Source organism: Salmonella sp. NW177, from assembly GCF_051811585.1.
Lineage (GTDB): Bacteria > Pseudomonadota > Gammaproteobacteria > Enterobacterales > Enterobacteriaceae > Salmonella > Salmonella enterica.
Genome location: NZ_JAMMZV010000007.1, coordinates 1 through 17,990, shown reverse-complemented (window position 1 = coordinate 17,990; position 17,990 = coordinate 1). Strand labels below are relative to the sequence as shown.

Below are 17,990 nucleotides of genomic sequence, written 5' to 3'. Positions count from 1 at the left end.
TTATTCCTGTGAATAGACTTGTGTTATTTCAGCGATATCCAACGCATTTTCTACAAGCGTGGTGATTTCCAGCGTCACGTCGGCAAGCGACGAATTTAACGACAACGCGCCAAAAGCGACATAATATTCCTCCTGTTTTACCTGGGTAATACCGACCGAAGACAGCGGTAAAACCTTCTGATTTCTCAGTAAGAAAAGATTAAATTCCGCGGTATCTCTAATCGTATTTACCGGACAGATATAAGTCTCGATAACTATTTGTTGCGAGGTAAATAAAACCGCCAGTGGTAAATCGCCATAATCATTCATTTTTATTATTAATGAAGATTCATTATTTTCTATATCAATATCTAATTCGGCGATGTTGTTTAATGCATCCGCCAGCGTCCGTGGAGTCCATGCCATATTTTTATCTCTATCTTATTTTTTATAAATAAAAGAAATTACAGGGTAGGTTTTTCTTTTTATATTACCAGCCAGAGATAAAAAAAAACCATCCATAATCGGATGGTTTTTTCTTAAAAAATACTATTAGCGTCAGGTTCGCTGGCGAACGGCTTCAAACAGACAAATCCCGGTCGCAACAGAGACATTCAGCGACGACACGCTACCGGCCATAGGAATGCTGATCAGCTCATCGCAGTGCTCACGGGTCAAACGACGCATACCTTCACCTTCTGCGCCCATGACCAGCGCCATGCGGCCAGGCATTTTGCTCTGATACAGCGTATGGTCAGCCTCGCCCGCCGTTCCGACAATCCAGATATTCTCTTCCTGCAACATGCGCATCGTGCGCGCCAGGTTGGTGACGCGGATCAATGGCACGCTTTCCGCTGCGCCGCAGGCGACTTTCTTCGCCGTCGCGTTAAGTTGCGCGGAGCGGTCTTTCGGCACGATTACCGCATGTACGCCAGCGGCATCGGCGCTGCGCAGACAGGCGCCAAGATTATGCGGATCGGTGACGCCATCGAGGATCAACAAAAAGGGGCGTTCGTGTAATGCGATCAGATCCGGCAGATCGTTTTCCTGATACTGCCGGCCTGGTTTCACGCGAGCGATAATCCCCTGATGCACGGCACCGTCGCTTTTCTCGTCGAGATATTGGCGGTTTGCCAGCTGGATAACCACGCCCTGGGACTCAAGGGCGTGAATCAGCGGCAACAGACGTTTATCTTCACGGCCTTTTAAAATAAAGACTTCCTGAAAACGTTCAGGGGCGCGCTCCAGCAGGGCCTGCACTGCGTGGATGCCGTAAATCATTTCGCTCATTAATGTACTCGTTGTTTACGTTTTGCCGGGGGCGCTACGCTTGCCCGGCCTACAGATAATTCACCCTCTTCTGTTTGAAGAGGGTATTGCTCACTCTGCCGCTTTTTTCTTCGCCGCACGCTTCGCTTTGGTCGCTGCGGCTATTTTCTGCGTTTTAGCCGATGGCTTTTTTGCTTTTCTCGCGTCTTTTTTCGCTGCTTTCGGCTTCGCTTTTTTCTCGCCGCGGAAGGCGCTATCAGGCTCGAAGTTAACTTTTTTACCTACCTGACGACGTTTACCGGCGTTTTTACTTTCACCTTTTTTCGCTTTTTCACGCGCCGTTTTGCCGACGTTACGCGGTGCGCGCTCGCTGGAGATCAGGCTAAAGTCAATTTTCCGTTCGTCCATATTCACCGCTTCGACGCGTACCTCGACCCGGTCGCCCAGGCGATATGTCTGCCCACCGGACTCGCCAATCAGACGTTGCCCTACCTGATCGAAGCGATAGTAATCGTTATCCAGTGAGGAAACGTGTACCAGCCCATCGATAAACAGTTCATCAAGACGGACAAAGAAGCCGAAACCGGTGACGCTGGCAATCACGCCCTTAAAGACGTTGCCTACCTGATCCAGCATAAAGTCACATTTCAGCCAGTCGGAGACATCACGCGTCGCTTCATCAGCGCGGCGTTCCGCCATCGAACAGTGCTGGCCGAGCTGCAACATCTCTTCCATCGAGTAGTGATAACCGCCCGTTTCTGTGGTGTTGCCCTTGTTCCCTTGCTCTTTCGCCAGCAGGTACTTAATGGCGCGGTGCAAAGAAAGATCCGGATAGCGGCGAATCGGCGAGGTAAAGTGCGCATAAGACTGCAACGCCAGGCCAAAGTGCCCGCGGTTTTCCGGATCGTAAATCGCCTGCTTCATTGAACGCAGCAGCATAGTTTGCAGCATTTCGGCGTCCGGCCGGTCGGCAATCGATTCAAGCAGTTCGGCATAATCGCGCGGTTCCGGTTTGTTTCCGCCCGGCAGCTCCAACCCCAGCTCCGCCAGTACGGAGCGGAATGAGGTGATCGCTTCGGTGGTGGGTTTATCATGAATACGGAATAGCGCCGGCTCTTTAGCTTTTTCGACAAAGCGCGCCGCCGAGATATTCGCCATGATCATGCACTCTTCGATAAGCTTATGCGCGTCATTACGCTGGGTCTGTTCGATACGCTCAATGCGACGCTCGGCGTTAAAGATAAACTTCGCCTCTTCGCTCTCAAACGAGATCCCCCCGCGTTCTTCACGCGCTTTATCCAGCACTTTGTAGAGGTTGTGCAGCTCTTCAATATGCTTCACCAGCGGCGCATATTGTTCACGCAGATCCTGATCGCCCTGCAGCATATGCCAGACTTTGGTATAGGTCAGACGCGCATGGGAGCTCATCACCGCTTCATAGAATTTGTAGCCGGTCAGCCGACCTTTCGCCGAGATGGTCATTTCACAGACCATACACAGCCTGTCAACCTGCGGGTTTAGCGAACACAGGCCGTTGGAGAGCACCTCCGGCAACATTGGGACAACCTGTGACGGGAAGTAAACCGACGTGCCGCGATTGCGCGCCTCGCGATCCAACGGCGTTGGCGGCCGTACATAATAGCTCACGTCAGCAATAGCGACCCACAAACGCCAGCCGCCGCCGCGTTTTTTCTCACAGTAAACCGCGTCGTCAAAGTCACGGGCATCTTCGCCATCAATCGTGACCAGCGGCAAATCGCGCAGATCGACACGACCGACTTTCGCCTCTTCCGGCACCTCTTCTTTCAGCCCGGCGACCTGCTGCTCTACCGCCTGCGGCCAGATGTAAGGTATTTCATGGGTACGCAGCGCCATATCAACCGCCATACCGGTGCCCATATTGTCGCCCAGCACTTCGACGATTTTCCCTACCGCTTTAGTACGGCGGGTTGGACGTTGGGTCAGTTCAACCACGACCACGAACCCCATCCGCGCGCCCATGACGTCTTCTGGCGGGATAAGAATGTCGAAGCTAAGACGGCTGTCGTCCGGCACCACAAAGCCGACGCCCGCATCGGTGAAATAACGCCCGACTATCTGACTGGTTTTCGGTACCAGTACACGGACGATACGCGCTTCGCGGCGACCTTTACGATCGGCGCCCAGCGGCTGCGCCAGCACCTGATCGCCATGAATACAGGTTTTCATCTGCTCGCTGGAAAGATACAGATCGTCTTTGCGGCCTTCGACACGTAAGAAACCGTAACCGTCACGATGACCGATCACGGTGCCTTTCAGCAGGTCGAGGCGTTCCGGCAGCGCATAGCACTGGCGGCGGGTAAAGACCAGTTGTCCATCGCGCTCCATCGCGCGCAGGCGGCGACGCAAGGCTTCAAGCTGCTCTTCGCCTTCAATATTCAGTTCTACGGCCAGTTCTTCGCGACTGGCCGGTTTTTCACGTTTCGTTAAATGTTCGAGGATAAATTCCCGGCTCGGGATAGGATTCGCGTATTTTTCTGCTTCGCGTTCCTGGAAAGGATCTTGTGACATTGAGGTTCCTCCATTGTCATCTCTAATGAAGTTTACTTCACTCCACCAGTAATAATTTATAAAGCGGTTGATTCTCTTCAACCAAATCGGCAAGCGTGTAGTTATCCAGCTCCTTGAGAAAACTCTGCACGGCCTTAGAAAGCGCCTGTTTCAGACGACAGGCAGGGGTGATGTGGCAAAATTCGCTGCTACAGTTGACCAGTGATAAGGGTTCCAGCTCACGCACCACATCGCCAATACAAATAGTATTAGCCGGTTTACCCAGGCGGATACCGCCATTTTTTCCCCGAACGGCGGTGACAAAGCCCGCCCGGCTAAGCTGATTGATAATTTTGACCATATGATTACGGGACACGCCGTAGACTTCTGTCACCTCAGAAATGCTGGTCATTCGTCCATCTGGTAACGACGCCATATAGATTAGCGCACGTAAGCCGTAATCGGTGAAACTCGTTAACTGCACATCAACCTCAGGAAAAGGGAAAACGGGATATAACTTATCTGTATTGATGATAAACCAGCCACCTGTCAGGCTGCTAATTTATTTCGGTTCAGGAAGGAAAAAAGCGGGGAACAATGACGCATTTGAGCCGAAGGGTGATGCAAAGCATCTTATCCGGCCAACAAATGCGTACTCATCATAGACCCGGTAAGCGTAGCGTTACCGGGCATCATCCATCAATTACGCGTCGAACGGATCGCGCAGAATCATCGTCTCAGTACGATCGGGGCCGGTAGAAATAATATCAATCGGCACGCCGGTCAGTTCTTCAATACGCTTGATGTAGTTCAGCGCCGCCTGCGGCAGACCGCTACGATCTTTCACGCCGAAGGTGGATTCAGACCAGCCCGGCATAGTTTCGTAAATCGGCTCTACACCTTTCCAGTCGTCAGCTGCCAGCGGAGTGGTAGTCACTTCGCGGCCATCCGGCATACGATAAGCCACGCAGAGTTTCACCTCTTTCAGGCCATCCAGCACGTCCAGTTTGGTCAGGCAGAAGCCAGACAGGGAGTTCAGCTGTACCGCACGACGAACGGCAACGGTGTCCAGCCAGCCGGTACGACGACGACGGCCGGTAGTGGCGCCGTATTCGTTACCCTGCTTGCAGAGGAACTCGCCGGTTTCATCAAACAGTTCGGTCGGGAACGGACCTGCACCTACACGAGTGGAGTAAGCTTTGAGGATACCCAGAACGTAATCAACATAACGCGGGCCCAGGCCGGAACCGGTCGCCACGCCACCTGCTGTGGTGTTAGAAGAAGTTACGTACGGATAAGTACCGTGGTCGATATCCAGCAGGGTACCCTGCGCACCTTCAAACATGACGAAATCGCCACGCTGACGCGCCTGGTCGAGCAGGTCCGAAACGTCAACAACCATAGAAGTCAGGATGTCGGCAACAGCCATCGTATCATCCAGAACTTTCTGGTAATCAACCGCTTCAACTTTGTAGTAGTTAACCAACTGGAAGTTGTGATATTCCATCACTTCTTTCAGTTTTTCAGCGAAGGTTTCTTTGTCGAAAAGGTCACCAACACGCAGACCGCGACGTGCCACTTTATCTTCATAAGCAGGCCCGATTCCACGCCCGGTGGTGCCGATCGCTTTCGCGCCACGCGCTTTCTCACGCGCGTTATCCAGCGCAACGTGATAATCAAGGATCAGCGGACAGGCTTCAGACAGCAGCAGACGCTCACGAACGGGGATGCCACGGTCTTCCAGTTCTTTCATCTCTTTCATCAGCGCGCTCGGAGACAGCACAACACCGTTACCGATGATGCTGGTTACATTCTCGCGAAGAATACCTGATGGAATAAGATGGAGAACGGTTTTTTCACCGTTGATTACGAGAGTATGGCCTGCGTTGTGACCGCCCTGGTAGCGTACAACATATTTAGCCCGTTCAGTCAGAAGATCGACGATCTTTCCTTTACCTTCGTCACCCCATTGGGTGCCCAGTACGACGACGTTGTTACCCATTTTTCAAAATCACCGTTTGCTTAAAAATGGATTCTACCATCGCTTTTTCAGATATACAGCACTTTTTGCACTCAATCTGCGGCAAATCCGACCACTTTTTGCTCAGCCAATCGTTTTCCTCAACATGTAGTAGACCACAACTCCCGCAACCACAAGTCCGCCGCCAAAACGTCGTAAAACATTTTCCGGCAGTTGCGCCAGTGCCGAAACCATTTTTTTCCATGCGCCGGGATACAGCATCGGTCCCAGCCCTTCGAGGACTAATACCAGAGCAAGCGCCAGCCAAATTGTTGAATTCATTTATCGCCCTTATAAAAGAAAACCACCGGCATCCTTTGGATGCGGTGGTTTTGCTGGTCTAAAACCGCTGACGCTATTTTAGCGTGTCGTCGAACTCGGTGTCTTCATGTAGCGGAAGAAATCGCTGTCCGGGCTCAATACCATCACGTCCTGATTACCTTCGAAGCTCTTCTCGTAAGCGCGCAGACTACGAATGAACGCGTAGAAATCAGGGTCCTGACTGAACGCGTCGGCAAACAGCTTCGCGGCTTCAGCATCACCTTCACCACGCATGATACGCCCCTGACGCTCGGCTTCCGCCAGAGTTTTCGTCACCTCATAGTCAGCAGCCGCACGCAGTTTTTCCGCTTCTTCCTGACCTTGTGAACGATGACGACGCGCGACCGCTTCACGCTCGGCGCGCATACGGTTGTAAATCGCCTCAGAAACCTCGGTCGGCAGGTTGATCTGCTTAATACGCACATCGACCACTTCGATACCCAACGCCGCCATACTGTTCGGGTTGATGACCGGTACTTTACCTTTGGTTTCCGCCGTGACGCGTTCCGCCGCTTCGGCAATCGCGTCATCCGCCGCCGGGGTCGCCACTTCATCATCGGTACCGGCTGAACCGGAGTTCAGCGCGTCGCGCACCTCCAGAGTCAGACGACCACGAGAATCGGTCACGATGTCTTTTACGTCCAGGCGACCAATCTCAGAACGCAAACGGTCCGAGAATTTACGTTTTAACAGCACTTCGGCTTGCGAAATATCGCCGCCGCCGGTCGCCAGATAGTAACGGCTAAAGTCGCTGATACGCCATTTGATGTAGGAGTCGACAATCAGGTCTTTCTTCTCTTTAGTCACAAAGCGATCGGCCTGGTTATCCATCGTCTGGATACGCGCATCAAGCATTTTCACTGATTCAATAAACGGGATCTTAAAGTGCAGACCCGGCGCGTAAACCAGCGGTTTGTTCTCATCGTCACGCAGAACTTTACCAAAACGCAGCGTAATGCCGCGCTCGCCCTCTTTGACCACAAAGACGGACATGTAGAGCACTACCAGCACGATGATGATAATCGCAATAACTGACTTACGCATCGTTATTCCCCCTGACGCTGGTAGTCGTTACGCTGCGCATTCGCGCGGCGTTGGTCCATAATATCGCCCTGATTTGAGGACGACGTGTTGCTTGCTCCGCTGGCGTTAGACTTTGTGGACGGCGGCAGGCGCAGCAGGTTGCTGGCGCTATTGTCGCTCTTTGCCGCCGGCGCATTCCCGCCTTTCAGCATCTGATCTAACGGCAGCACCATTAAATTACCGCTCTTGTCGTTAACCAGTACTTTACGGGTATGGCTCAGCACTTTTTCCATCGTTTCAATATACAGACGCTCGCGTGTAATCTGCGGCGCGGCTTTATATTCCGGCAAAATCTTCGCAAACCGGGCGACTTCACCCTGCGCTTCCAGGATAGTCTGGGTTTTATAGGCGCGTGCCTCTTCCAGAATACGCTGCGCCTGACCGTTGGCGCGCGGCTGAACTTCGTTGGTATACGCTTCCGCTTCACGAATGTACTGCTGCTCGTTTTCACGTGCGGCAATCGCGTCGTCAAAGGCGGCTTTCACCTCTTCCGGCGGACGCGCAGCCTGGAAGTTCACGTCCAGCAGGGTAATCCCCATGTTGTACGGTTTGATAGTCTCTTCCAGCTCGCGTTGGGTATCGCTACGAATAACGGTACGGCCTTCGGTCAGGATGCGATCCATCGTGTATTTACCAATGACGCCACGCAGCGCGCTGTCGGTGGCCTGACGCAGGCTATCGTCCGGGCTGGTCACGCTAAACAGATATTTCTGCGGATCGGTGACGCGGTATTGCACGTTCATTTCAACGCGCACGACGTTTTCATCAGACGTCAGCATCACGCCTGACGCCGCCAGTTCGCGCACCGCTTCGACGTTCACCGGCGTGACGTCGTCAATAAATGTCGGCTTCCAGTTCAGACCTGGCTCTACCAGATGGCTGAATTTACCAAAACGCGTCACAACGCCGCGCTCGGCTTCTTTAATGGTATAAAAACCGCTGGCCGCCCAGATAATGACTACTGCCGCCGCGGCGATGGCGACAATACGGCCTCCCAGTTGCGGACGCGGGCCTTGCGATGAGCTACCGCCGCCGGAACCGGTGCCTTTACCGCCCCCAAAACCACCGAGTTTTTTACTCAGCTTACGGAAGATATCATCCAGATCGGGAGGTCCCTGATCGCGGCCACCTTTGTTTCCATTTCCCCCAGAGTTGCTGCCAGGTTTGCTGCTTCCCCACGGGTCGCGGTCCTGTCCGTTATTACCGGGCTGATTCCACGCCATGTTTGTGCTCCATATTTGTTATGCGGTGATCCCCGTTGTCTTTCGACCTCAGAGGATAAGGCGAAATTACTCCATGCTTCAGACGAACCGCCGTTACAGACATCATCTTTCAGGCTGCGTCCTGAGTGGCGGCTTTTTTACCCCAGGTCACTTCGTTGTGAGCTCCTGAAATTCTCTCAGCTACCGCTTCAATACGACCTGAATGACTTCGCGTCTAGATCACGTATTCGATCAACGCCGGTTCTTGTTTACAGAGGCGACGCCAGTCGACAATCGGCATTCGTACCTGCAGACTGACGCTACCGTCTTCCTCCATCCACTCTTTTTCTATTGCCTGAAGCTGATAAAACCGACTTCTCAGACGCCCTTCCTGCGGCGGCAAACGCAGCGTATGCTGCGCCACCTCGCCGGAAAGACGCTCCGTCAAAGCCTGAAAAAGCTGTGGTATCCCCACGCCGCTTTGCGCTGAAAGCCAAACGCGGATGGGTTTATTCTCTTCATCTCTGTCGATACGCGGTTCAAAGTCGTCCAGCATATCGATTTTGTTCATCACCATTAAGGTGGGGATTTCGTGAGCGTCAATCTCTTCAAGAACGGTGTTTACCGCCTCGATGTTTTCCTGCACGCGAACATCCGCCGCATCGACCACATGCAGCAGCAGCGTCGCCTGACGCGTCTCCTGCAGGGTAGCTTTAAAGGCAGCCACCAGATCGTGCGGTAAATGGCGGATAAAGCCTACCGTATCCGCCAGAACGGTTTCACCGACATCCGCTACATCAATACGACGTAAGGTCGGGTCCAGCGTCGCAAATAGCTGATCTGCCGCATAGACCCGCGCTTCAGTGATCTGATTAAAAAGGGTGGATTTTCCGGCGTTGGTATAGCCCACCAGCGATACCGTCGGAACGTCGGCCTTGATGCGCGACTGCCGCCCCTGCTCACGTTGCTTCTCAACCTTCTCCAGGCGCGACTGAATCTGCACAATGCGATTACGCAGTAAACGACGGTCGGTTTCGAGCTGGGTTTCACCCGGACCGCGCAAACCAATCCCGCCTTTCTGACGTTCAAGGTGGGTCCAGCCACGCACCAGACGCGTAGCCAGATGGCGTAGCTGCGCCAGCTCAACCTGCAACTTACCTTCATGGGTACGCGCACGTTGGGCAAAAATATCTAAGATAAGACCGGTGCGATCGATAACCCGGCACTCGCACAAACGCTCCAGGTTTCGCTCCTGGGCTGGACTCAATGCATGATCAAACAATACGACCGCTGCGCCAGTCGCTTTCACGGCTTCCGCAATTTCAACTGCCTTACCTTCACCTACAAAGTACTTCGGGTGCGGTGCTTTACGGCTACCGGTAATCACCTGCATTGCTTCGACACCGGCGGAAGAGACCAGAGATTCAAACTCCTGGAGGTCTTCCATATCTTTGTCTTGCGAAAAATAGATGTGTACCAGTACCGCCTGCTCACCGGCATCATAACGGTCAAACAAGCGTAAACCCTCTTAATAACCAGCGGGGGCGATTATCCGACGCCCCCGACATGGATAAACAGCGCGTGAACTTATTCAGTCTCTTCGCTGTCCTGTTGCGCAGTAGAACCCTGCGCGTTGCTACCGTGATGGTAGTTATTGCTGGCGCCGCCACCGGCATTGTTGCTGTGATGGGAAACCGGGCGAGACGGGACAACAGTAGAAATCGCGTGCTTATAAACCATCTGGCTGACCGTGTTCTTCAACAGGATCACGAACTGATCAAAGGACTCGATTTGACCTTGCAGCTTAATACCATTCACCAAATAAATAGAAACTGGAACACGTTCCCGACGCAATGCGTTCAGGAACGGATCTTGTAAAGATTGCCCCTTAGCCATTCTCTTTTCCTTATATGCTTATTTGTACTTTGAACCTTTCGATTCTGAAAAATTGCGCACGATACGTCTCAATTGTACACATTCAGTCTGCGATAGCACCAACAACCTGTAATACTTCTTTTCGCGCCCGATCGGGATTCTCACTGTCAAGCCAGCGCACCCCTTCCCAACCGCGCAACCAGGTCATCTGGCGCTTCGCCAACTGTCTCGTGGCGCAAACACCTCTATAAACCATTTCATCATATGAGATTTCGCCCTCAATGTATGACCACATCTGGCGGTATCCCACACAACGGATGGAAGGCAAGTCCGTATGCAAATCTCCTCGGGCAAAAAGCGCCCGGACTTCTGCTTCAAAACCTGAAGCCAACATCTGATGAAAACGCAGTTCAATGCGCTGATGGAGCAGTTCACGGCTCGCCGGGGCGATAGCGAACTGATGCACCTGGTACGGTAGCGCGTCTCCTGACGTTTGCGTTAGCTCCGTTAAAGTTTTACCCGAAATGAAAAAAACTTCCAGTGCCCGGGAAAGTCTTTGCGGATCATTTGGATGAATTCGCGCGGCGGCAACCGGATCTATCTCCTGAAGTTGCTGATGCAACGCCTCCCATCCAAGCTCCGCTGCTTGCTGCTCTATCCGGGATCTGACTTCCGGATCTGCTGAAGGCAGCGGCGATAACCCTTCCAGCAATGCCTTAAAATACAGCATGGTACCGCCCACTAACAGCGGGATACGCCCCGCAGCGGTGATCTCCGCCATTTGCGCTAACGCGTCGCGGCGAAAATCCGCCGCCGAATACGCCTGCGACGGGTCGCGTATATCCAACAGTCGATGCGGCGCCGCTTTCAGCTCATCGGCATTCGGCTTAGCCGTGCCAATATCCATTCCCCGATAAATGAGGGCGGAATCAACGCTTATCAACTCTACTGGCAAAACTTTACGCAGTTCTATCGCCAGCGCCGTTTTGCCGGAGGCCGTCGGCCCCATCAAAAATATCGCCTTAGGCAGGCTCGCCTTGCTTACATCATTCATGCTTCAGGGCGTTCATCGCCGAATGTAAATCAACAGGTTGTAACAGGCCACCCGGCGGCGCTTTTACCAGCTGCGGACATAGCCGCTCAACATCCGCCAGCAGCGATATGGCCTGCGCCATCGACCACTGCGGATGTTCGCTCTGCACATTACGCGCTATCCATTGTGCAATATTGACCGTTGCAAATGTGGTCTGTTGCGCCAGGTAGCCTATCAGTTCAGGAATCAAGATTTGTAAATTTTGTTGTCGTAAGGGTAAAGGCACCGCCCGAATGGTCACATGCTGCGCATCTGACTGAAATTCAATACCCAATTCTCCCAACAAAGATTGGGCTTTTTGCAGCGCGTCTTTTTCATCGGCGCTCACTTTTAAACGCAGCGGAATCAGCAACGGCTGCGCGCAAACCGGACTTTGACCCGGTGTAAGCTGCGCCTGACGCAGCCAACGCTCCGCAACCGGCAGCGACAAGAGCTGGATAGTCCCCGCGTGTTCCAGCAACGCGCAGTCACCGCCGACTATCGTCAGTACGCGACCAAAACTCTGGCTATGTCCGTCAAGCGCAGGCGCAACCGGCTCCGGCGCGGGGCTCGTCGCCAGCGTCTGTAAAAGCGCGCGATAAACCTCGCCCTGCTGCTTCTGATAACCTGGCTGCGCGTGCGGCCAACCACCTGCGGACTGACGCCCGCCGTTGCCGCCCGATGCGCCGCCGGAATAACGCGGTGTCGCGGGCTCGCGCGCCGCAGTTGGCTCGGCGGGTACAGCAAAATGGTTGCGCCCGGCGGCGATACGGTTTTCCGGGACATGCCGCGGCGCTGGCGCAATCTCCTCAAGCGGCAGCGCCGTTTCCGTCTGCTGTTGCAGAACGCTCAGCACCCCTTGATAGATGAAGTCGTGCACCAGCCGGGATTGATGAAAACGCACTTCGTGCTTGGCGGGATGAACATTGACATCCACCTGATGCGGGTCAATCTCCAGATACAATACAAACGCAGGCTGTTGGTCCGCGCCCAGTTTATCTTCACAGGCCTGGCGAATGGCATGGTTGATCAAGCGGTCGCGCATCATGCGGCCATTCACATAACAGTACTGGATCTCCGTTAACGCCGTGGTGGTGTGATTCGGATCGGCGACCCAGCCGCGCAGGGTCAGATCGCCATGCTGCCACTCGATCGCCAGTGCCTGTTCGAGAAACGGCGTGCCGCAGATGGCGCCTAACCGGCGCTCTTTTTGCCCGTCCTTTGCGACAGCGCGATACTGTCGTACCAATTTGCCGTTGTGCGACAGGTTAAGCGTGACGTCAAAACGGGCCAATGCAATACGACGGATGATCTCATCGATATGATTAAATTCCGTTTTTTCGGTACGCATGAATTTGCGCCGGGCGGGCGTATTATAAAAGAGATCCAGAACTTCCAGGGTGGTGCCGACCGGGTGCGCGGCGGGTTTTACCGTCACGTCCATGTCGCGCCCTTCCGCATACGCCTGCCAGGCTTCCGCCTGCTCCGCCGTGCGCGACGTTAGCGTCAAACGCGAGACCGAACTGATACTGGCCAGCGCTTCGCCGCGAAATCCCAGACTGATAATCGCTTCCAGATCGTCAAGCGAGGCGATTTTACTGGTGGCATGACGGGCCAGCGCCAGCGCCAGCTCCTCTTTTTTAATGCCGCAGCCATTGTCGCGAATACGAATAAGCTTCGCGCCGCCACGCTCGATGTCGATATCAACGCGGGTGGCGCCTGCATCCAGACTATTCTCTACCAGCTCTTTAACAACCGACGCAGGGCGTTCCACCACTTCGCCAGCGGCGATTTGGTTCGCAAGCTGCGGCGGCAGAACCTGAATCGGCATGAAATCTCCTTAATTCGCGGCGGTTATGGCGCCAGGCTGGTTGGTACTGGCCGTCTGGCCTGGGCCGCCCTGCGGCGCAGACTGGATCGGATGCGCTGCAAAGTACTTACGCAACCCCCGGTATATAGCGTCAGCAATCTGCTGCTGATAGCGGTCGCTCGCCAGCAATCGCTCTTCGCCGTGATTACTGATAAAGCCCGTCTCCACCAAAATGGACGGGATATCCGGCGAACGCAACACGCCCAGGCTCGCGTGTTCCGGGCGGCGTTTATGCAGCGACCCCACGCCGTCGAGTTGGCTTAGTACGTTCGTCGCCACATCATACCCTACCCGCTGCGAATGACCGAATTGCAAATCCAGTACCGCCTGGCTCAGATAAGGGTCTGACTGACTGTTCGCCAGCACATCGCCAGCGCCGCCTAACAGTTCGGATTGCTTCTCATGCTGCTCAAGCCAGTTTGCCATTTCGCTGTTCGCGCGACGATTGGACAATACCCAGACGGAGGCACCGGTGGCGTCGCGATTTGGCGCGGCATCCGCATGAATAGAGACAAGGAAGTTGGCGTTTTGCTTACGCGCCACGTCAGACCGCCCCATCACCGAAATAAAATAGTCGCCGTCACGCGTCAGCACGCCTTTAAACATCGGATCGTTATTCAGTAATGTGCGTAACTTACGCGCGATGGCGATGGTGACATTTTTCTCGCGCGTACCGCCCGGGCCTATCGCACCGGGATCCTGGCCTCCATGTCCGGCATCAATAGCAATCACCACTTTATCGCCAGCGCCTGCCGACGCGCGCGCCGCAGGCCGCGTAACGGTATTGCTGCTGGTTACGCCGGTCAGGCGATCATCAGAAGATTTAAACGGATTACGGGCAGGCTCCGTCGGACGGGGCGCGCTTTCAACCCGTTTCGCGACGACAGGCGGTGGCGGCGGCGGAACATCGGCATTAATGGTGAAAATGACCGTATAGTTGCCGCCGTTTTGCCGCTTCACCGCCTCGGTTTTACCATTTTCCGTCAGATCGACAAGCAACCGTAAAGATTGCGCATCTTTCGGCGTTCCGGCACGGATCGTTTTTACCAGATTGTTACCGCTAAACTGAAGCGGCAGCCCCTGAATCACGCCGGTCTGCCTGATATCCAGCGCCACGGTCCGTTTACCGTCCTGTGAGTAAGCATATTCCGGCTCGCCGATAAAACTCAGCGTAATGCGCGCCTGCTGCTCGCCGTTGGACACCTGAATATCAGAGAGACTGGCGGCGCCCGCCTGCGCGCACAGCAGGATTAAGGCTGCTATTACGGCATTTTTGATGCGATAAATCATCCCGCCACCTTTATAGCTAATCGGCTAAACGCGCCAGTAACGAATGACCCGATGAGGATACCGCGCTTACGCGAGCCTCACGCCCCTGCGCCTGGTAATCAATATGGATTTCGACGTCCGGGTCGGGGAGAACGCCTTTACCTTGTTGCGGCCACTCCACCAGACAAATGGCGTCGTTGGCGAAATAATCGCGAATGCCCATAAACTCCAGCTCCTCCGGGTCCGCAAGACGGTATAAGTCGAAGTGATATACCATCATGTTATCAAGCGCATAAGGCTCTACCAGCGTATAGGTGGGGCTTTTTACATTACCGTTATGGCCTAACGCCTGTAAAAATCCCCGGCTAAACGTCGTTTTACCGGCACCTAAATCGCCATACAGATAAATAACGGTCGCGCCATCACAGGCGTTGGCTACCCGTTGCCCCAGGTCTAGCGTCGCCTGTTCGTCAGGTAGCGGAATTACTCGATTCATCATGGTTTACGTCAATCACATCAGGGTTAACAATACGCCGCAGCGTAGTAAAAAGATCGGTCGCCAACATGCCGCGAGCGCCATAACGCGCTGCCAGTAAGTCCGCCGCCGCGCCGTGAGCCACACATCCCACACATGCCGCATCATACGGGGTAAACTTCTGTCCGAGCAATGCGCCGATGATGCCGGACAGGACATCGCCCATCCCGCCGCTCGCCATCCCTGCATTACCAGCGTCAATGATAGCCAGAGGGTGGTGTTCAGCGGCGATAATCGTTCCTGCGCCTTTTAACACGACCACGCCTCCGTACCGTTTTACCAGACGCTGTGCTGAAAGTAAGCGATCACTTTCAATTTCTGCCACAGAACATCCTAACAGGCGGGCTGCCTCTCCCGGATGCGGCGTAATCACGCGATTGTGACGTTTATCAGGATTGATTGCCAGTAGGTTCAACGCATCCGCATCCCACAGCATAGGTTTACGGACGTTTTCTACTTTCTGTAAGGCTTTTTTGCCCCATTCCTGCTGTCCAAGCCCCGGGCCGATCACCACAACGTCAGCCCAGGTCAGGCTCTCTTCCAGCGACTGAGGCGTGAGTTCATGTACCATCAGTTCCGGGCGGGCCGTCAGCAACGGCGCAATGTTTTCACCGCGGGTCAGTACTCTGACCAACCCAGCCCCCGTACGCAGCGCCGCCTCGCCAGCCATCCGAATTGCGCCCGCTGTTCCCTGGTCGCCGCCAATAATCGCCAGACGACCATGATCGCCCTTATGCGAGGTCGGTCGACGCGGCGTTAGCCATTGCCCCAACTGCGTCGCGTCAAAACGCCGGAGCGGCGGCGTCTGGCTCGCCAGCCAGCCTTCCAGTCCCAACGCGTCATAATGCAGTATGCCAGTAACGTCACGCGCTTTGCCGGTCAGCAGGCCTGGTTTCAGGGCGATAAACGTGACCGTATGCGCGGCGCTTATCACCGCGCCAGGCGTGGCGCCCGTTTGCGCCAGCAGGCCTGACGGGATATCGACGGCGACAACCGGCGCAGGATGGGCGTTCGCCTGTTCAATCAGACCGGCTACCGGGTCGCGCGGCGCCTGGGCTATGCCGGTGCCAAGCAGCGCGTCGATAATCAGATCCGTCGCTTCCGGCCAGATAATATCGGCAGCATGGATAATGCCGCCGGCATTCAGCCAGGCATCGCGCGCCTGCGCCGCTTCTTCAGGCAACGGTTTGTCGCTCTCCTGCGCCAGCAACGTTACGCTAATGCCCGCCGCTTGCGCTAGTCGCGCCACGACGTAACCATCGCCGCCGTTGTTGCCATGACCACACAACACCAGCCAGTGTCGGGTGTCAGGATAACTGTCACGGGCTACCCGAAATGCCGCGTCGCCAGCGCGCAGCATCAATTCATAGAGTGTGAGTCCGAAGGCATCCGCCGCATCGCGTTCCAGCCGTTTGATGTCATCGGCGGGCCAAATGGAGTGTGGTATACTTACAGGGTTTTTCTTCATGTTATGGTCCATCATGTCAAAGCCCCTCGATCTCAATCAGTTAGCGCAAAATATTAAGCAGTGGGGGCTGGAGCTGGGCTTTCAGCAGGTCGGTATTACTGATACCGATCTGCGCGCATCCGAACCTGCGCTGCAGGCGTGGCTGGACAAACAATACCACGGCGAGATGGCATGGATGGCGCGCCACGGTATGATGCGCGCCCGGCCTCATGAGCTCTTACCCGGTACGCTACGTGTCATCAGCGTGCGCATGAACTATTTGCCCGCCAACGCCGCGTTTGCCAGTACGTTGAAGGATCCCACGCTGGGCTACGTTAGCCGATATGCGCTGGGGCGTGATTATCACAAGCTATTACGCAGCCGCCTTAAAAAACTGGGCGAGCAGATCCAGCAGTACTGCGGTTCGCTGAATTTTAGACCGTTTGTCGACTCTGCGCCTATTCTTGAACGCCCATTAGCGGAAAAAGCCGGACTTGGCTGGACAGGTAAGCACTCACTTATCCTTAATCGGGAGGCAGGCTCATTCTTTTTCCTGGGGGAACTGCTGATTGATTTACCGCTGCCGGTCGACCAGCCGGTCGAGGAAGGTTGCGGCAAATGCGTCGCCTGTATGACCATTTGCCCGACCGGGGCGATTGTCGAACCGTATACGGTGGACGCGCGGCGCTGTATTTCTTATCTCACCATTGAGCTGGAAGGCGCTATTCCGGAAGCATTTCGCCCACTGATAGGCAACCGTATTTACGGCTGCGATGACTGCCAGCTTATCTGTCCATGGAATCGTTACTCTCAGTTGACCGACGAAGCAGATTTTAGCCCACGCAAGGCGCTGCATAACCCAGATTTGCTTGAGTTGTTTAGCTGGAGCGAAGCGCAGTTTCTGAAAGTCACTGAAGGTTCTGCGATTCGGCGCATTGGCCATTTACGCTGGCTGCGCAATGTTGCCGTCGCGCTGGGGAATGCGCCGTGGAGTAATGCCGTCATTACGGCGCTGGAAAGCCGCAAGGGTGAGCATCCACTTCTCGATGAGCATATCGAATGGGCGATTGCGCAACAAATTGAAAAGCGCAACGCCTGCATCATTGAAGTGCAGCTACCGAAAAAACAGCGTCTGGTCAGGGTGATTGAAAAAGGGCTGGTGCGCGATGCCTGAATTATTCACAGGCTGTGTATAAAAATAAAAACACATTGCGATTCAAGAGGGAAAAAAACAATAGTCAATAACGCTAACGTTTTGAAATCTTATTTTTTCTATATTTTTCAGTAAATTATAGAAATTCTACGCGTCAGGTATAATTTTTTGCATTCCAGGAGTAATGGGCCGCCCTGTGGATAAGTCTGTTTACAAGGATCTGACGAAAGCGGAACAAAACGTGCCCCAACGCGATATTCGTTGTGGATAATTTTACTGTAGATAAGAATTGGAGCGGGAAACGAGACTCGAACTCGCGACCCCGACCTTGGCAAGGTCGTGCTCTACCAACTGAGCTATTCCCGC

16 protein-coding genes and 1 tRNA gene are annotated in these 17,990 nt (G+C 54.3%); 1 reads left to right on the top strand and 16 read right to left on the bottom strand.

What is annotated here, in order from left to right; translation table 11 throughout:
• The 15 genes from NA986_RS18405 to nnr all read right to left on the bottom strand — a co-directional run bounded on the left by NA986_RS18405 (position 1) and on the right by nnr (position 16,507).
• Positions 1 to 405 (bottom strand): YjfI family protein, encoded by a 405-nt coding sequence (locus NA986_RS18405; protein WP_000312605.1) that lies wholly within the window; start codon positions 403 to 405, stop codon positions 1 to 3.
• Positions 406 to 537: 132 nt separating this feature from the next.
• Positions 538 to 1,269 carry a 23S rRNA (guanosine(2251)-2'-O)-methyltransferase RlmB gene (gene rlmB, locus NA986_RS18400; RefSeq protein ID WP_001293277.1) on the bottom strand — a complete coding sequence of 244 codons (732 nt, stop codon included), beginning with the start codon at positions 1,267 to 1,269 and terminating at the stop codon, positions 538 to 540.
• 90 nt (positions 1,270 to 1,359) lie between these two features.
• Positions 1,360 to 3,798, bottom strand: a complete 2,439-nt coding sequence (gene rnr, locus NA986_RS18395; RefSeq protein ID WP_000076357.1) for a ribonuclease R — start codon at positions 3,796 to 3,798, stop codon at positions 1,360 to 1,362.
• Between the two features lie 37 nt (positions 3,799 to 3,835).
• Positions 3,836 to 4,261: a nitric oxide-sensing transcriptional repressor NsrR gene (gene nsrR, locus NA986_RS18390; protein WP_001177632.1), complete on the bottom strand. Its 426-nt coding sequence runs from the start codon at positions 4,259 to 4,261 to the stop codon at positions 3,836 to 3,838.
• Positions 4,262 to 4,480: 219 nt separating this feature from the next.
• On the bottom strand, positions 4,481 to 5,779 hold the full coding sequence (gene purA, locus NA986_RS18385; protein ID WP_000527976.1) for an adenylosuccinate synthase: 1,299 nt from the start codon (positions 5,777 to 5,779) through the stop codon (positions 4,481 to 4,483).
• A gap of 102 nt (positions 5,780 to 5,881) precedes the next feature.
• Positions 5,882 to 6,079: a DUF2065 domain-containing protein gene (locus NA986_RS18380; RefSeq protein WP_001089290.1), complete on the bottom strand. Its 198-nt coding sequence runs from the start codon at positions 6,077 to 6,079 to the stop codon at positions 5,882 to 5,884.
• Between the two features lie 78 nt (positions 6,080 to 6,157).
• Positions 6,158 to 7,162, bottom strand: coding sequence for a protease modulator HflC (gene hflC / locus NA986_RS18375; protein WP_001232417.1), 1,005 nt, complete (start codon positions 7,160 to 7,162; stop codon positions 6,158 to 6,160).
• A gap of 2 nt (positions 7,163 to 7,164) precedes the next feature.
• The gene (gene hflK, locus NA986_RS18370; RefSeq protein ID WP_000312505.1) at positions 7,165 to 8,424 is read right to left on the bottom strand and encodes an FtsH protease activity modulator HflK; all 1,260 of its coding nucleotides are present in this window, start codon (positions 8,422 to 8,424) and stop codon (positions 7,165 to 7,167) included.
• A 214-nt stretch (positions 8,425 to 8,638) separates the two neighbouring features.
• Complete coding sequence (gene hflX, locus NA986_RS18365; RefSeq protein ID WP_000460338.1) at positions 8,639 to 9,919, bottom strand: ribosome rescue GTPase HflX; 1,281 nt, start codon at positions 9,917 to 9,919, stop codon at positions 8,639 to 8,641.
• Positions 9,920 to 9,990: 71 nt separating this feature from the next.
• Entirely contained in the window at positions 9,991 to 10,299 is a 309-nt protein-coding gene (hfq, locus tag NA986_RS18360) for an RNA chaperone Hfq (RefSeq protein ID WP_001051875.1), read from the bottom strand.
• 82 nt (positions 10,300 to 10,381) lie between these two features.
• On the bottom strand, positions 10,382 to 11,332 hold the full coding sequence (gene miaA / locus NA986_RS18355) for a tRNA (adenosine(37)-N6)-dimethylallyltransferase MiaA (RefSeq protein ID WP_001000734.1): 951 nt from the start codon (positions 11,330 to 11,332) through the stop codon (positions 10,382 to 10,384).
• Positions 11,325 to 13,181 (bottom strand): DNA mismatch repair endonuclease MutL, encoded by a 1,857-nt coding sequence (gene mutL / locus NA986_RS18350; RefSeq protein ID WP_023216965.1) that lies wholly within the window; start codon positions 13,179 to 13,181, stop codon positions 11,325 to 11,327. Before mutL ends, miaA begins: the two co-directional genes overlap by 8 nt.
• A 9-nt stretch (positions 13,182 to 13,190) precedes the next feature.
• A complete protein-coding gene (amiB, locus tag NA986_RS18345; RefSeq protein ID WP_000640362.1) occupies positions 13,191 to 14,510 on the bottom strand; it encodes an N-acetylmuramoyl-L-alanine amidase AmiB in 1,320 nt (439 codons plus the stop codon).
• A 16-nt stretch (positions 14,511 to 14,526) separates the two neighbouring features.
• Positions 14,527 to 14,988 carry a tRNA (adenosine(37)-N6)-threonylcarbamoyltransferase complex ATPase subunit type 1 TsaE gene (gene tsaE / locus NA986_RS18340; protein ID WP_000981984.1) on the bottom strand — a complete coding sequence of 154 codons (462 nt, stop codon included), beginning with the start codon at positions 14,986 to 14,988 and terminating at the stop codon, positions 14,527 to 14,529.
• Complete coding sequence (nnr, locus tag NA986_RS18335; protein ID WP_000968675.1) at positions 14,960 to 16,507, bottom strand: bifunctional ADP-dependent NAD(P)H-hydrate dehydratase/NAD(P)H-hydrate epimerase; 1,548 nt, start codon at positions 16,505 to 16,507, stop codon at positions 14,960 to 14,962. The genes tsaE and nnr overlap by 29 nt, the downstream gene beginning before the upstream one ends.
• On the opposite strand from nnr, the gene queG reads away from it, so the two are divergent.
• Positions 16,506 to 17,645, top strand: a complete 1,140-nt coding sequence (queG, locus tag NA986_RS18330) for a tRNA epoxyqueuosine(34) reductase QueG (RefSeq protein ID WP_001670426.1) — start codon at positions 16,506 to 16,508, stop codon at positions 17,643 to 17,645. The two genes, nnr and queG, sit on opposite strands and share 2 nt — an antisense overlap.
• 269 nt (positions 17,646 to 17,914) lie before the next feature.
• Here the strand turns inward: queG and NA986_RS18325 are convergent.
• Positions 17,915 to 17,990: transfer RNA gene (locus NA986_RS18325), tRNA-Gly, on the bottom strand.

Coding starts and splice junctions, on each gene's coding strand:
- NA986_RS18405 (WP_000312605.1), bottom strand. CDS start 405: ATGGCATGGACTCCACGGACGCTGGCGGATGCATTAAACAACATCGCC.
- rlmB (WP_001293277.1), bottom strand. CDS start 1,269: ATGAGCGAAATGATTTACGGCATCCACGCAGTGCAGGCCCTGCTGGAG.
- rnr (WP_000076357.1), bottom strand. CDS start 3,798: ATGTCACAAGATCCTTTCCAGGAACGCGAAGCAGAAAAATACGCGAAT.
- purA (WP_000527976.1), bottom strand. CDS start 5,779: ATGGGTAACAACGTCGTCGTACTGGGCACCCAATGGGGTGACGAAGGT.
- NA986_RS18380 (WP_001089290.1), bottom strand. CDS start 6,079: ATGAATTCAACAATTTGGCTGGCGCTTGCTCTGGTATTAGTCCTCGAA.
- hflC (WP_001232417.1), bottom strand. CDS start 7,162: ATGCGTAAGTCAGTTATTGCGATTATCATCATCGTGCTGGTAGTGCTC.
- hflK (WP_000312505.1), bottom strand. CDS start 8,424: ATGGCGTGGAATCAGCCCGGTAATAACGGACAGGACCGCGACCCGTGG.
- hfq (WP_001051875.1), bottom strand. CDS start 10,299: ATGGCTAAGGGGCAATCTTTACAAGATCCGTTCCTGAACGCATTGCGT.
- miaA (WP_001000734.1), bottom strand. CDS start 11,332: ATGAATGATGTAAGCAAGGCGAGCCTGCCTAAGGCGATATTTTTGATG.
- mutL (WP_023216965.1), bottom strand. CDS start 13,181: ATGCCGATTCAGGTTCTGCCGCCGCAGCTTGCGAACCAAATCGCCGCT.
- amiB (WP_000640362.1), bottom strand. CDS start 14,510: ATGATTTATCGCATCAAAAATGCCGTAATAGCAGCCTTAATCCTGCTG.
- tsaE (WP_000981984.1), bottom strand. CDS start 14,988: ATGATGAATCGAGTAATTCCGCTACCTGACGAACAGGCGACGCTAGAC.
- queG (WP_001670426.1), top strand. CDS start 16,506: ATGTCAAAGCCCCTCGATCTCAATCAGTTAGCGCAAAATATTAAGCAG.
- nnr (WP_000968675.1), bottom strand. CDS start 16,507: ATGATGGACCATAACATGAAGAAAAACCCTGTAAGTATACCACACTCC.